Here is a 13047-nt window from a genome sequence, read left to right on the forward strand (position 1 = left end):
ACGGTGCGGGAGTGGCCCGAGGGCCCGGACGCGGACCCGCGAGCGGCGCGCGAACGGTACGACGCCGACCTGGCGTCGGGCCGCGCAGCAGCCCGCGAGGCACTACGCGCCGACCTCCGCACCGCGCACTTCGGCGCCGGGGTCGTCCTACTGGTCAGTGTGCTGGCCGGTTTCCTCGTGGCTCCCGCGACCGGTCTTCTGGTGGCGGGAGCCTTCGCCGCGCTGTTCGTCGTGACTTTGGCGGTCATGCTCCTCAGAGCCCTCCCCCGCACCCAGGCGCTGCGCCGGGCCTACCTGTTCACCTTCGGCTGGGCGAACTGGCTTTAGGGCGCCGCCTCATGTCGTGAGGTTCTTCTCGAACGCCGCGATGTAGTTCGGCAGGTGGTGGTCCTTGACCGCGTCGGTCTCCGGGGCGAACAGGTCGGTGGCGACTCCCTTGACCCGGTCCTGGAGCGCAGCGACCAGCGGCATGGTCTGGTGGAGGCGGCCGGTCGCGTCGAAGTAGCGCAGCGCGTCGACGTGCGTGTACGCGGGCTCGGGCGGCAGGTGGGGGACGATGTCGTTGTTGTTGACGAAGCGGTAACACCGGTCGGCGAACGCCTTGTTGTGCGCGCCGGCCAGGAGCCGTTCGCAGGTGCGGGGCTGGCCGAAGGTGTACACGCCGTCGGCGAGCAGCCGCGGCTGCTCGAAGTACAGCCGGGCACCCGCCAGCATCGCCAGCGCCGCGCCGAGGCTGTGACCGGTGAACCAGACGCTCTGCCCCTGGTCCCGGAACTCCAGGATGCTGTCCCGGACCTGGGGATAGACGGACTGCAGGGCCTGGTGGAAGCCGTAGTGGACGAAGCCCTTGTTCCCCGGTCCCGGCACGGGCGGGGTGTTGACGTCGGTGAGCCAGTCGCGGATCTTCGCCACCTCGGTACCGCGGAACCCCGTGACGATCATCCGGTCACTGGCCATCACGTACGCCTGGGTGTCCTCGATCGGGAACGGCATCGTGTGCGTCGACTCGAAGTACCGCACCCGGCTGAATCCCCACGCGTGCGCCTGGGCCTCGATGCCGTCCTCGTCCAGCGTGGCCAGCCCGGCCGCCCGGCTCATCCAGTAGGCGTGCGCGAGAGAGTAACGGGTCGTCGCGTGGTCCAGCGCTGGAATGGTCATGGGTGTCCTTCACGAAAGCCGGCTCCGGTCGCCAGCAACGTAGCCAGACACCGACCGCGGCGAAGCCGGACGCGCCCGCGACCACTCGTACGGGCTCGGCCCGCCGCGGCGCTGACGCGGGTCAGCGGGCGCCGTCCGGGCTCCAGCGCAGCGTCATGTCGGGCAGGTTCTCCATGTTCCGGCGGCCGTCGTTGGTGTCGAGGACCGTGAAGCCGTGGAGTTCGTAGAACGCGCGGGCATCGGTGTTCTGCTGGAAGACCCTCAGCGACACCCCGTCGGGGCTGTGCCGTCTGACCTGGTCGAGCAGGAGCGTGCCGATGCCCCTGCGGCGGGCTTCCGGTCGTAGGTAGAGGTGTTCAAGCATGTCCCCCTCAAGGGCGGCGTAGCCGACGACCTCGCCGGCGCGCACCGCCACCCATGTGCGGCACGACGGGAGCACGACATCCTCGATCCACCGGGCGACCTCGTCGTGACCGCGCGTCTGCGGGGGCAGATACGGCATGGTCGCCACCCGGGACGTCAGGTGGATGCGGGCGATCACCGCCGCGTCTGCCGCGTCCGCGGGGCTGATCTCTGTCATGCCGTCGTCAGCCACGGCAGGAACCTACCGGGCGGCCGAAAACACGGGCCACCGAATAACCCGGCGGGACACCGGGCCGTTCAGAAGAGTTTGCCCGGGTTCAGCAGGCCCAGCGGGTCGAAGGTCTGCTTGATGCCTCGTTGCATCTCCAGCCCCACCGGGCCCAGTTCGCGGGACAGCCACTCCTTCTTCAGGACGCCGACGCCGTGTTCGCCCGTGATCGTGCCGCCCAGCGCCAGGCCGAGGGCCATGATCTCGTCGAACGACTCGCGTGCGCGGCGGGACTCGTCCGGGTCGGTGGGGTCGAAGCAGACGGTGGGGTGGGTGTTGCCGTCGCCCGCGTGGGCGCAGACGCCGATGGTCAGCCCGTATTTGCGGGCGACGGCGTCGATGCCCTCCAGCATGTCGCCGAGGCGTGAGCGCGGTACGCACACGTCGTCGATCATGGTCGTGCCGGTCACGGCCTCCAGGGCCGGCAGGGCGAGCCGCCGCGCCTGGAGGAGCAGGTCCGACTCGGCTGCGTTGTCGGCCGGGACCACTTCCGTCGCGCCTGCCGCCGTGCACAGTGCGCCCACGGCCGCCAGGTCGGCCGCCGGGTCCGTGGTGTCGAAGGCCGCGAGGAGCAGGGCCTCGGTGGTCTCCGGCAGGCCCATACCGGCCAGCGCGTTGACGGCGCGGACCGTCGTACGGTCCATCAGCTCCAGCAGGGACGGCGTGTGGCCGCCCTCCATGATCCGGCAGATCGCGTCGCAGGCGGCAGCGGCCGAGGGGAACTCCGCCGCGAGGGCCAGTTGCCGCGGCGGGGCCGGCTTCAGGGCCAGGACGGCCTTGACCACGACGCCGAGGCTGCCTTCCGAGCCGACGAAAAGCCGCGTCAGGTCGTACCCCGCCACGCCCTTGGCGGTGCGCCGACCCGTGCTGAGGAGGCGGCCGTCGGCGAGGACGACGTCCAGGCCGAGGACGTACTCGGCGGTCACGCCGTACTTGACGCAGCACAGCCCGCCGGACGCGGTGCCGATGTTGCCGCCGATCGTGCAGGTCTCCCAGCTCGACGGGTCGGGCGGGTAGCACAGCCCCAGCTCGCCGGCCGCGCGCGAGAGCGTGGCGTTGACGACGCCCGGCTCGACCACGGCGATCCGGTCGACCGCGTTGATCTCCAGGATCCGGTCCATCTTCACCAGGGACAGGACGACGCATCCGTCGGACGCGTTCGCCGCGCCGGACAGACCGGTACGCGCGCCCTGCGGGACGACCGGGACGCGCAGGGCGGTCGCGGTGCGCATGACGTGCTGGACCTGTTCGACCGTACGGGGCAGGACGACCACGGCGGGGGCGCCCGCCGCGCAGAAGCTCGCCATGTCGTGCGCGTACGAGGCCATGACGTCCGGATCGGTGATCAGGGCCTCTTCGGGCAGGGCCGACCGGAGTCGGGTGAGCAGATCGTCAGGATTGTCCATGATCCAAGAGTCGCACCCGGGGCCATCGGTGTGAACCCGAAAGCGATCCACAGCACAACACCGGGTGTGTTCGTCGTATTGACGCACAGTAATCCGTATGAACGCCATGAAGACGGAGCAGGTCAGGCAGGTCCGAAGGGCGGCGCTGGCAGCGGGGGTGGGCGCTGTGCTGGTCGTCGGCGTCCTCGTGTTCGTCCCCGACAAGGACGAGGGGTCGCCACCGGCGGCCGGCCCCGAGGCCAGGGCGCTGGCGGCGGCGGACGCCGGGGCGCCCGCCTCGCCGGCGGATCTGACGGCCCTCGTCCACGACAAGGAGACCCGGGTGCGCGAGCATCCCGCGGACGACCAGGCGTGGGCAGTGCTCGGCTCGGCGTACGTGGAGAGCGGGAAGCGGCGGGCGGACCCGGCGTTCTACCCGAAGGCCGAGCAGGCGCTCCGGCGCTCGCTGAAGGTGCGGACGGCCGCGCGGGGGAACACGGAGGCGCTGGTCGGGCTCGGCGCGCTCGCCAATGCCCGCAACGACTTCGCCACCGCCAAGAAGTGGGGCGAGCAGGTAGGCGCGCGGCAGCCGAAGCAGTGGGACGCGTATCCGGTGCTGATCGACGCGTACGACGGTCTCGGCGACTATCCGGCGGCCGGCAAGGCGCTGGACAAGCTCACGAAGCTGCGGTCGGGCACGCAGGTGCTGGCCCGTTCCGCCGACGTCTTCCGCACGCGCGGCTGGCGCGAGGACGCGGCGGCGAAGGCGACCGAGGCGATGGAGCGCGCCACGACCCCGACGGAGAAGGCCGCGGCCCTGCACGAGCTGGGTGAACTCGCCTGGGAGCGCGGCGAGCCGAAGGAGGCTCTGGCCCACTACGACGCGGCGCTCCAGGCGGCCAAGGACCACTACCCGTCCCTGGCCGGCCGGGCGCGGGCGCTGGCCGCGCTGGGCAGGACGGACGAGGCGTACGGCGCGTACCAGTCGGCCATCGCGCGGCTGCCGCTGCCCGAATACTCGCTGGAGCTGGGCGAGTTGTACGACGCGGCGGGGCTGGACGGCGACGCGCGGAGCCAGTACGCGGCGCTGCGGTCCCAAGTGGCGCGTGCCCAGCGGAACGGCGTGGACGAGGAGTTGGTCCTGGGCCGGTACGAGTCCGACCACGGCGACCCGCAGGCCGCGGTGGACCGGCTGACGGCGGAGTGGGGCCGCGGCCACCACAGCGTGGAGATGGCGGACGCGCTGGGCTGGGCGCTGTTCCGGGCGGGCGACGCGACGCAGGCGCTGCCGTACGCGACGAAGGCGACGGACAAGGGGCCGCAGAGCGCGCTCTTCGCGTACCACCGGGGTGAGATCGAGCGGACCCTGGGCATGACGGGCCCCGCGCGCCGCCACATCGACCAGGCGCTGCGCACCAACCCGCACTTCTCGCCGCTGCTGGCACCGAGAGCGCGGGAGGCGAGGGAAGCGCTGGGGCAGCCGGCGGCGGGCGGTCCGGCCGACATGTCGGGTGACAGCGGCGACACTTCGGCGGGTACGGCGGACACGGGTACCGGCGGCGCCCCGGGCAACGCGGCCCCGCCCGGCGCCGCCGCCTCACCGCAGGCCGATCCGCTGACGGAAGGGCCGGGGTTCGTGGCGCCGGTCGCACCACAGCCGGACGTACCGGCCCCCAAGTCCGGCGCGGCGGGACCGGCGGGACCACCGGCCCCGGCGTCGGCCCTCCGCTAGCCGCCGCACCGGCCCAGCGGCACGGCGCGGCCCGGCACACGACGAGCCTCCGACGGGAATCCCGTCGGAGGCTTCGGCGCTGTCGGTCCGGCCAGGCGTGCAGCCCGGTCAGCCGCAGGTCACTTCTTCTTGCCGCTCGAAGCGACCTGCGCAAGCGTGCTCGCCGCGGCGGATTTCTCCGACTTGGTCGCCTTCTTGCTGTTCAGGACCTTCGCGGCGGCCGTGGCTGCCTTCTTGCCGGTCGTGCCCTTGCTCTTGGGCGCCTGGGAGACCGCACTGGCTGACGCGGTCTTCTTGGCCTTGGTCGCCTTCTTGTCCTTCAGCGACTTACCGGCAGCGGTAGCGGCCTTTTCTCCGGTCTGGCTTGTCTTCTTCGCGATGACAAAAACCCCCTTCAGAGTCAGGTCTTCTACGGTTCGCGTTCTTTTGCCGTAGAGACCGAGTACCCCTCAACCGCCGGTGCACGCACGGCGGTTCTCAGAGAGCGGCGGTTCTGAGGGAGCGGGCTGCTCAGAGCGCGGCGGTGCCGATCAGCGCGTTGCGGGTGACCAGTCCCGCCAGCGCCTCCTCGCCCAGCCCCGCCGTGCCCTCGGGCCTGCGGGGCAGCACCATGTAGCGGGTCTCCGACGTGGAGTCCCAGACCGTGATCTCCGTGGCGTCGGGGAGCGTCAGCCCGAACTCGCCCAGGACCGCCCGGGGTTCGCGGACCACGCGCGAGCGGTAGGCCTCGCTCTTGTACCAGCTCGGGGACGGGCCGAGCAGCCGCAGCGGGTAGCACGAGCACAGCGTGCAGACGATGACGTTGTGGGTGTCGGGGGTGTTCTCGACGACCCGCAGCCGCTGCGGGTTCACTCCCCCGGCCGACATGCCGAGTTCGGCGACGGCCGCCGTCCCGTCGGCGAGCAGCCGGGCGCGGAAGGCGTCGTCGGTCCAGGCCCTGGCCACCACCCGGAAGCCGTTGGCGGGGGAAGCACCGGCCAGGAAGCCGTCGATGACCTCGTCCAGGGCTTCGCCCGAGACGATCCCGCGCTCCTCCAACAGGGTTTCCATGCGCCGTACCTGACGGGAGATCAGTGCGTCGTCGTGCGTACCGCTCACTGCGGATCGTCCTCCAGATAGCTCTCGAACAGGTCGAGCACGACGTGGTGTTCGCCCCGGCCCCACAGCTCGCTCGCCGCGAAGCTCACGGCGTACACCTGCTCCAGCGGCGGGTCCGCGCGCCCCTGGGAGTTGACGTCGGAGAGCGGCGACCGGCCCTCCGGCTCGACCACCGTGCCCCGCTTGCCCCGGGCGTAGCGCGGCAGGCGGGTGTGGTGCGGCGGGTCGTGGCGGCTGGTGCGTACGGCCGTACCGGGCGGGTAGCGGTCGGGGGTGCCGGCGGGGCCACGGCCGCCCGGGTCACTCATCGAGTTCCCCGGCCGCGACGACGCCCTTGCGCTCCAGCAGCGTACGGATGCCGTAGAACCAGCGCTCGTAGTACGAGGCGGCCAAGTACGCGGCGGGCGGCATGGATTCGACGGCGTCGCGGAACTCGTCGAGGTTGAAGACCTTTTCGGCGATGAGGGCCCTGTTGAGGGCGAACACCCGCGCCTCCCAGTCCGCGTGGAAGGGTTCGGTGTCGTCGGTGGTGTCGATCGGGCCGAAGCCCTGCATGCCGCCCACGTCGTTCATCCTGGCCATGGGTCGCACCCTAATCGACAGCGCGGCCCCCCACAGGTCAGTTTCCGTGGGGGGCCGCCGGTGGCCGTTCGCGAGGGTGGGGCGCGTCAGAGATTGCCGCGCTTCTCCTGCTCACGTTCGATCGCCTCGAAGAGCGCCTTGAAGTTGCCCTTGCCGAAGCCCATGGAACCGTGCCTTTCGATCATTTCGAAGAAGACTGTCGGGCGATCCTGAACGGGCTTCGTGAAGATCTGCAGGAGGTAGCCGTCCTCGTCGCGGTCGACGAGCAGTTTCAGCTCGCGCAGCGTCTCGATCGGCACCCGGGTCTCGCCCGCCCACTCGCCGAGCGTCTCGTAGTACGAGTCGGGGGTGTCCAGGAACTGGACGCCCGCCGCGCGCATCGCGCGTACGGAAGCGACGATGTCGTTCGTGGCGAGCGCGATGTGCTGGACGCCGGCGCCGCCGTAGAACTCCAGGTACTCGTCGATCTGCGACTTCTTCTTGCCCGCAGCCGGCTCGTTGATCGGGAACTTCACCTTGAGCGTGCCGTCGGCGACGACCTTCGACATGAGCGCGGAGTACTCGGTGGCGATGTCGTCGCCCACGAACTCCTTCATGTTGGTGAAGCCCATGACCTTGTTGTAGAAGCCGACCCACTCGTTCATCCGGCCGAGTTCGACGTTGCCCACGCAGTGGTCGATGGCCTGGAAGGTGCGCTTGGCGGCGGGCTCGACGATCGGGTCGGCCGCCGCGTACCCGGGCAGGTACGGGCCGTCGTAGCCGGTGCGCTGGACGAGGGTGTGCCGGGTGGTGCCGTACGTGGCGATCGCGGCGAGCACGACCGTGCCGTGGTCGTCCTTGATCTCGTACGGCTCCTGCAGCCCGGTGGCGCCGTGCTCCGTGGCGTACGCGTACGCGGCGCGCGCGTCGGGGACCTCGATGGCCAGGTCGACCACGCCGTCGCCGTGCTCGGCGACATGGCCGTCGAGGAACCGGCCCCAGTCGGAGGAGGGCCTGACGACGGACGTGAAGACGAAGCGGGCCGAACCGTTGGTCAGGACATAACTCGCGGTCTCGCGGCTGCCGTTCTCCGGGCCCGCGTAGGCGACGAGCTTCATGCCGAAGGCGGTGGAGTAGTAGTGCGCGGCCTGCTTGGCGTTTCCGACGGCGAAGACGACCGCGTCCATGCCCTTGACCGGGAAGGGATCGGCCTCGCGCGCGGTCTCAGGGGCGGTGTCGGGGGTGGGGACAGAAGCGGTGTCGGTGTGCATCGAGGTGTCTGCCATGGGCTCAGCGTCTCCCCGTTTTACAAGGTGCGCAACAGTTCTCGTATTCGCTGGGCACTTTGTACAGCGGATAGCGACAATGGCCGGGCTATCTGCACAGGGTGCCCTGCGCAGAGCTGGCCACGGGTTTTCGAGGGAGGCGGCGGGTATGGACAGCGGTTCCGGTATCGACGCGCTGGACGGCAGGCTCATCGTGCTGCTGGCACGCGAGCCGCGCATCGGCGTGCTGGAGGCCTCGCGCCGGCTGGGGGTAGCGCGCGGGACCGTACAGGCGCGGCTCGACCGGCTTCAGTCGAATGGCGTCATCAGGGGGTTCGGGCCGAACGTCGACCCGGCGGCGCTCGGCTATCCCGTCACGGCCTTCGCCACGCTGGAGATCAAGCAGGGTCAAGGCACGGACGTACGGGCCCACTTGGACACCGTGCCCGAGGTGCTCGAACTGCACACCACGACGGGGCAGGGGGACATGCTCTGCCGGCTCGTGGCGCGCTCCAACGCCGATCTTCAGCGGGTGATCGATCTGGTTGTCGGTTTTGATGGCATCGTGCGGGCCTCCACGGCGATCGTCATGGAGAACCCCGTACCGCTGCGGATCATCCCGCTGGTGGAACAGGCAGCGGCGGACGGGGACTGACCGACCGGGCCCCGAGGCGAGGAGAGCGCGTGAGCTTCTGGGCGTACCTGGGCAACCGGCACCAGCAGCTGATCACCGACGCTCTGCAGCATGTCAGCGCGGTCTTCCAGTGCATGGTCATCGCGACGGCGCTCGGGGTGCTCATCGGGGTGGTCAGCTACCGCAGCCCCTGGGCGGGCAACCTCGCGATCCTCTCCACCGCCTCCCTGCTCACGATCCCCTCGCTCGCCGCGATCGGTCTGCTGATCCCGCTGGTCGGGCTCGGCGTACCGCCCACGGTCATCACGCTGACGCTGTACGGGCTGCTGCCCATCGTCCGTAACGCCGTCGTCGGGCTGCGGGGTGTCGATCCGGCGCTGGTGGACGCGGCGAAGGGCATCGGGATGTCCCGCGCCGCCCGGATGCTCCGGGTGGAACTGCCGCTCGCCTGGCCGCCGATCCTCACCGGGATCAGGGTCTCCACCCAGATGCTGATGGGGATCGCGGCCATCGCCGCGTACGCGTCGGGCCCCGGCCTCGGCAACGAGATCTTCCGCGGGATCGCCTCGCTGGGCAGCGCCAACGCGATCAACCAGGTGCTCGCGGGGACGATCGGGATCGTCATTCTCGCGCTGCTGTTCGACGCCGCGTACATCCTGCTCGGCCGGCTGACCATTCCCAGGGGGATCCGTGCCTGACACGACCGGTTCCGCCTCCGGCCCTTCTGCCTCCACCGGTTCTGCCGCTGGCGGGTCTGCCTCCGGCGGTTCTGCTTCCACCGGTTCTGCTTCCACCGGTTCCGCCTCCGGCGGTTCCGAGGCGTCCCGTTCCTCGATGGCCGGCGCCGGGATTCAACTGGACGCCCTCACCAAGCGGTATCCGGGCACCCCCGAGCCGGCCGTCGACGCCGTCACCATGGACATCAAGCCCGGCGAGACGGTGATCCTGGTCGGCCCCTCGGGGTGCGGCAAGTCCACCACCCTGAAGATGATCAACCGGCTGATCGAGCCGACGTCCGGCCGGATCACGATCGGCGACGAGGACGTCACGTCGATCGACCCGGTGAAGCTGCGCCGCAAGGTCGGCTACGCCATCCAGTCGTCCGGTCTCTTCCCGCACATGACCGTCGCGGAGAACATCGCCCTCGTACCGAAGATGGTCGGCTGGTCCAAGGCGAAGGTGCGCGCCCGGGTCGAGGAGATGCTCGATCTGGTCGGGCTCGACGCGCGGGAGTTCCACGGCCGGTATCCGCGCCAGCTCTCCGGCGGCCAGCAGCAGCGGGTCGGGGTGGCGCGGGCCCTCGCCGCCGATCCGCCGGTGCTGCTGATGGACGAGCCGTTCGGCGCCGTCGACCCGATCACCCGTGACCATCTGCAGGACGAGCTGATCAGGCTTCAGCACGAGCTGCACAAGACGATCGTGTTCGTCACCCATGACTTCGACGAGGCGATCAAACTCGGCGACCGGATCGCCGTGCTGCGCGAGCATTCGCACATCGCGCAGTTCGACACCCCCGAGGCGATCCTCACCAACCCGGCCGACGACTTCGTCTCGGGCTTCGTGGGGGCGGGGGCGGCGCTGAAGCGGCTCAATCTGACCCGGGTACGGGAGGTCGGCGTCGCCGAGTTCCCGACGGTGTCGGTCGACGACCCGCTCGAAGCGGTCTCGGCCACGCTGCGCGCCGGACCGCACAACGAGCTGCTGATGCTGGACGGGGCGAACCGCCCGTACAAATGGCTGCGGCGCGGCGATCTGGCGCGCGCCAAGGGATCGCTCGCGCGGGCGGGACAGCTGGTGGGTGACACGGTGACCAGGGACGCGACGTTGCGCGACGCGCTGGAGGCGGTGCTCACCGACAGCGGCGGGCGGGTCGCGGTCACCGGGCGGCGCGGCGAGTACATCGGCGTCGTGGACATGGAGACGCTGATGGCCTCCGTGCAGGAGATGCTGGAGGCGGACCGCCGCGCCGCCTTCGAGCACCAGCACGAGCAGCAGGGGCTGGTAGACGGCGGTGTCGGATGAGCGCCCCGGCCAAGGTCCCCGAGCGGCCGGAGGGGCCTGAGCGGCCCGAGCGCTTCAACGACGAGGCGGAGCCGACCGCGTACGTGCCGACGGCGCCGAAGCGGCGGATCACCTGGCAGAAGCTGGTCGCCGTACCGCTGGTGGTCGCTGTCGTGCTGGCGGCGACGATCCTGTGGATCACCAACATCCAGCTGGACTCCATCGCCGAGAACTCGCTGTCGGGCGGCAACGTCCAGCTGCGGCTGTGGCAGAGCGTCCGGCTCACCGCGATCTCCACCTTCTGGGTGCTGCTCATCGCGCTGCCGGTGGGCATCGCGCTGACCCGGCGCAGGCTGACCAAGGCGGCGCCCGCGGTGACGGCCCTCGCCAACATCGGCCAGGCGACCCCGGCGATCGGGCTGCTGGCGCTGCTGGTGATCTGGCTGGGCATCGGCCCTTCGACGGCGATCACCGGCATGGTGATCTACGCCGTGCTGCCGGTGCTCTCCAACACGGTGGCCGGGCTGCGCGCCATCGACCCGGATCTGGTGGAAGCCGCGCGCGGCATCGGCATGTCGGCGGCGGGGACGCTCGGCCGGGTCGAGCTGCCGCTGGCGGTGCCGCTGATCCTCGCGGGCGTGCGGACGGCGCTGGTGCTGAACGTCGGTACGGCGACGCTGGCGACGTTCGGCGGTGGCGGCGGCCTCGGTGACCTGATCACGTCCGGGATCCAGACCCAGCGGATGCCGGTCCTGATCATCGGCTCGGTGCTGACGGTGACGCTGGCGCTGATCATCGACTGGCTGGCTTCGCTGGTCGAGGTCGTCCTCACCCCGCGCGGCCTGGAGGACGAGTGATGCGGCGCCGGCTGATCCGGTTCGCCGGGCCGGTGCTGGCCGGGGCGCTGCTGAGCGGGCCGTTGCTGTCCGGGTGCGGTCTGAAGAGCGGTTCGCCGCTGGTCGACGACGTGGTGCCGGGCAGGCTGGGCATCGGCCGGCCGCTGAAGGGCGCGTCGCTGACCGTCACGTCGAAGAACTTCAGCGAGAACATCATCCTCGGCGAGATGATCGGCCTGATCTTCAAGGCGGCGGGCGCCGAGGTACTCGACCGGACGAACCTGCCGGGCTCGATCAGCGCGCGCGAGGCGATCGTGAAGGGCGACGCGGACGCCATGTACGAGTACACGGGCACGGCCTGGATCACCTATCTGGGTAACGCGAAGCCCGTCCAGAACCCGCAGAGGCAGTGGGAGGCGGTACGGAACGCCGACGTCGCCCACGGCGTGACCTGGCTGCCGAAGTCCACGCTGAACAACACCTATTCGCTCGGGATCAGCCAGGCCAACAACAAGAAGTACAAACTCAGGACGCTCTCCCAGGTGGCGGCGCTGGCGAAGAAGAACCCGTCGGCCGTGACGATCTGTGTGGAGAACGAGTTCGCGGCGCGCGACGACGGCCTGGTCGGCATGGAGAAGGCGTACGGCATGAAGCTGCCGGCCGGCAACATCAAGAAGATGGACGCCGGAATCATCTACACCCAGGTGTCCAAGGGCGGCTCGTGCCTGCTGGGCGAGGTGTACACGACGGACGGCCGGATCAAGGCCATGCACCTGGACACCCTGGACGACGACAAGCACTTCTTCCCCATCTACGACGCGGCGCCCGCGCTGCACACGGCCACCTTCAAGAAGCACCCGGAGATCGCCCAGCTGCTCGATCCGCTGTCGAAGCGGCTGACGACACCGCTGGCGCAGGAGCTGAACGCGCAGGTGGACGTGGCGGGGCGGGATCCGCACGACGTGGCGAAGGAGTGGCTGATCAAGGCGGGGTTCATCAAGGCGGGCTGAGCCGAACGGGTGAGCCGAACGGGTGAGCCGGGGAAAGTTACAAAGAATCTCTGCAAAGAATCCTTGCAATGATGTCTTTGCAACTCTACTGTTGAGCCATGCCCGACGACAGCACCCCCGCCGACAGTCCCGACGACGACAGCGCCCGCCCCGACAGCACGCAGGAGCCCGAGCTGCACAAGCTGGATCCGCGCTCCCTGCGGGGCCTCGCCCACCCGCTGCGGATGCGCATGCTCACCAGCCTGCGCCACAACGGATCGGCGACCGCCTCCCAACTGGCCGAGGAAATGGGCGAGTCCAGCGGATCCACCAGCTACCACCTGCGCCAGCTCGCCGCCCACGGCTTCGTAGAGGACGATCCGGAGCGCGGCAAGGGCAGGGAGCGCTGGTGGAAGGCGGCCCACAGCGGCGTCATGGTCGACGCCGCGCTGTACCAGAACCCGAGCCCCGAGGTGCGCGGCGCCCTGGACGTGCTCGTCCATTCGGTCGCCACCATGCACGGCCAGGAGATCGGCACCTTCCTCGGCACCCGGCACGACTGGTCCGAGGAGTGGTCCAGCAAGGCCGATCTCAGCGACTTCACCCTGCGCATGACGCCCGGACTCCTGGGCGAGCTGGACGGCAAGATCCACGCGCTCATCGACAGCTACCGCGACCGCGCCCTGCGGGAAGCGGACGAGAACACCGCGCAGGTCCGCCTCCACGTGCACGCCTTTCCGCTGAAGAAGAACTGAAG

Annotated in this window: 16 protein-coding genes; 9 read left to right on the forward strand and 7 right to left on the reverse strand. The window is 70.2% G+C overall.

Annotated features, from left to right (window positions below):
• Positions 1-3: 3 nt before the first annotated feature.
• Positions 4-327 carry a hypothetical protein gene (locus OHS57_RS14175; protein ID WP_328582161.1) on the forward strand — a complete coding sequence of 108 codons (324 nt, stop codon included), beginning with the start codon at positions 4-6 and terminating at the stop codon, positions 325-327.
• A gap of 9 nt (positions 328-336) precedes the next feature.
• On the opposite strand, the gene OHS57_RS14180 is transcribed toward OHS57_RS14175, so the two are convergent.
• From OHS57_RS14180 to OHS57_RS14190, 3 genes are all read right to left on the reverse strand, one after another.
• A complete protein-coding gene (locus OHS57_RS14180) occupies positions 337-1158 on the reverse strand; it encodes a lipase family protein (protein ID WP_328582162.1) in 822 nt (273 codons plus the stop codon).
• Between the two features lie 121 nt (positions 1159-1279).
• Positions 1280-1753 carry a GNAT family N-acetyltransferase gene (locus OHS57_RS14185; protein ID WP_328582163.1) on the reverse strand — a complete coding sequence of 158 codons (474 nt, stop codon included), beginning with the start codon at positions 1751-1753 and terminating at the stop codon, positions 1280-1282.
• A 65-nt stretch (positions 1754-1818) separates the two neighbouring features.
• Positions 1819-3195 carry an FAD-binding oxidoreductase gene (locus OHS57_RS14190; RefSeq protein WP_328582164.1) on the reverse strand — a complete coding sequence of 459 codons (1377 nt, stop codon included), beginning with the start codon at positions 3193-3195 and terminating at the stop codon, positions 1819-1821.
• Positions 3196-3292: 97 nt separating this feature from the next.
• Between OHS57_RS14190 and OHS57_RS14195 the strand changes: the two genes are divergently transcribed.
• Positions 3293-4906: a tetratricopeptide repeat protein gene (locus tag OHS57_RS14195; protein ID WP_328582165.1), complete on the forward strand. Its 1614-nt coding sequence runs from the start codon at positions 3293-3295 to the stop codon at positions 4904-4906.
• Positions 4907-5035: 129 nt separating this feature from the next.
• On the forward strand, positions 5036-5341 hold the full coding sequence (locus OHS57_RS14200) for a hypothetical protein (RefSeq protein WP_328582166.1): 306 nt from the start codon (positions 5036-5038) through the stop codon (positions 5339-5341).
• Positions 5342-5416: 75 nt separating this feature from the next.
• Here the strand turns inward: OHS57_RS14200 and nthA are convergent, their stop codons facing one another.
• From nthA to hppD, 4 genes are all read right to left on the reverse strand, one after another.
• Entirely contained in the window at positions 5417-6004 is a 588-nt protein-coding gene (nthA, locus tag OHS57_RS14205; protein WP_328582167.1) for a nitrile hydratase subunit alpha, read from the reverse strand.
• Positions 6001-6312, reverse strand: a complete 312-nt coding sequence (locus OHS57_RS14210) for an SH3-like domain-containing protein (protein ID WP_328582168.1) — start codon at positions 6310-6312, stop codon at positions 6001-6003. The genes nthA and OHS57_RS14210 overlap by 4 nt, the downstream gene beginning before the upstream one ends.
• A complete protein-coding gene (locus tag OHS57_RS14215; protein ID WP_041989171.1) occupies positions 6305-6586 on the reverse strand; it encodes an SH3-like domain-containing protein in 282 nt (93 codons plus the stop codon). The genes OHS57_RS14210 and OHS57_RS14215 overlap by 8 nt, the downstream gene beginning before the upstream one ends.
• A gap of 86 nt (positions 6587-6672) precedes the next feature.
• The gene (gene hppD / locus OHS57_RS14220; RefSeq protein WP_443042888.1) at positions 6673-7851 is read right to left on the reverse strand and encodes a 4-hydroxyphenylpyruvate dioxygenase; all 1179 of its coding nucleotides are present in this window, start codon (positions 7849-7851) and stop codon (positions 6673-6675) included.
• Between the two features lie 148 nt (positions 7852-7999).
• Between hppD and OHS57_RS14225 the strand changes: the two genes are divergently transcribed.
• From OHS57_RS14225 to OHS57_RS14250, 6 genes are all read left to right on the forward strand, one after another.
• Positions 8000-8485: an Lrp/AsnC family transcriptional regulator gene (locus OHS57_RS14225; RefSeq protein ID WP_328582169.1), complete on the forward strand. Its 486-nt coding sequence runs from the start codon at positions 8000-8002 to the stop codon at positions 8483-8485.
• A 29-nt stretch (positions 8486-8514) separates the two neighbouring features.
• Positions 8515-9162 (forward strand): ABC transporter permease, encoded by a 648-nt coding sequence (locus tag OHS57_RS14230; RefSeq protein WP_041989167.1) that lies wholly within the window; start codon positions 8515-8517, stop codon positions 9160-9162.
• A 136-nt stretch (positions 9163-9298) separates the two neighbouring features.
• On the forward strand, positions 9299-10486 hold the full coding sequence (locus OHS57_RS14235; RefSeq protein WP_328582170.1) for a betaine/proline/choline family ABC transporter ATP-binding protein: 1188 nt from the start codon (positions 9299-9301) through the stop codon (positions 10484-10486).
• Positions 10483-11322, forward strand: a complete 840-nt coding sequence (locus OHS57_RS14240) for an ABC transporter permease (protein ID WP_328582171.1) — start codon at positions 10483-10485, stop codon at positions 11320-11322. The genes OHS57_RS14235 and OHS57_RS14240 overlap by 4 nt, the downstream gene beginning before the upstream one ends.
• Entirely contained in the window at positions 11322-12311 is a 990-nt protein-coding gene (locus OHS57_RS14245; protein ID WP_328582172.1) for a glycine betaine ABC transporter substrate-binding protein, read from the forward strand. Before OHS57_RS14240 ends, OHS57_RS14245 begins: the two co-directional genes overlap by 1 nt.
• Before the next feature lie 98 nt (positions 12312-12409).
• A complete protein-coding gene (locus OHS57_RS14250; protein WP_328582173.1) occupies positions 12410-13045 on the forward strand; it encodes an ArsR/SmtB family transcription factor in 636 nt (211 codons plus the stop codon).
• Positions 13046-13047: the final 2 nt, after the last annotated feature.

The organism is Streptomyces sp. NBC_00370, from assembly GCF_036084755.1.
In the GTDB taxonomy this organism is placed as follows: domain Bacteria; phylum Actinomycetota; class Actinomycetes; order Streptomycetales; family Streptomycetaceae; genus Streptomyces.

Coding starts and splice junctions, on each gene's coding strand:
- OHS57_RS14180 (WP_328582162.1), bottom strand. CDS start 1,158: ATGACCATTCCAGCGCTGGACCACGCGACGACCCGTTACTCTCTCGCG.
- OHS57_RS14190 (WP_328582164.1), bottom strand. CDS start 3,195: ATGGACAATCCTGACGATCTGCTCACCCGACTCCGGTCGGCCCTGCCC.
- OHS57_RS14195 (WP_328582165.1), top strand. CDS start 3,293: ATGAACGCCATGAAGACGGAGCAGGTCAGGCAGGTCCGAAGGGCGGCG.
- OHS57_RS14210 (WP_328582168.1), bottom strand. CDS start 6,312: ATGAGTGACCCGGGCGGCCGTGGCCCCGCCGGCACCCCCGACCGCTAC.
- OHS57_RS14215 (WP_041989171.1), bottom strand. CDS start 6,586: ATGGCCAGGATGAACGACGTGGGCGGCATGCAGGGCTTCGGCCCGATC.
- hppD (WP_443042888.1), bottom strand. CDS start 7,851: ATGGCAGACACCTCGATGCACACCGACACCGCTTCTGTCCCCACCCCC.
- OHS57_RS14225 (WP_328582169.1), top strand. CDS start 8,000: ATGGACAGCGGTTCCGGTATCGACGCGCTGGACGGCAGGCTCATCGTG.
- OHS57_RS14235 (WP_328582170.1), top strand. CDS start 9,299: ATGGCCGGCGCCGGGATTCAACTGGACGCCCTCACCAAGCGGTATCCG.
- OHS57_RS14240 (WP_328582171.1), top strand. CDS start 10,483: ATGAGCGCCCCGGCCAAGGTCCCCGAGCGGCCGGAGGGGCCTGAGCGG.
- OHS57_RS14245 (WP_328582172.1), top strand. CDS start 11,322: ATGCGGCGCCGGCTGATCCGGTTCGCCGGGCCGGTGCTGGCCGGGGCG.
- OHS57_RS14250 (WP_328582173.1), top strand. CDS start 12,410: ATGCCCGACGACAGCACCCCCGCCGACAGTCCCGACGACGACAGCGCC.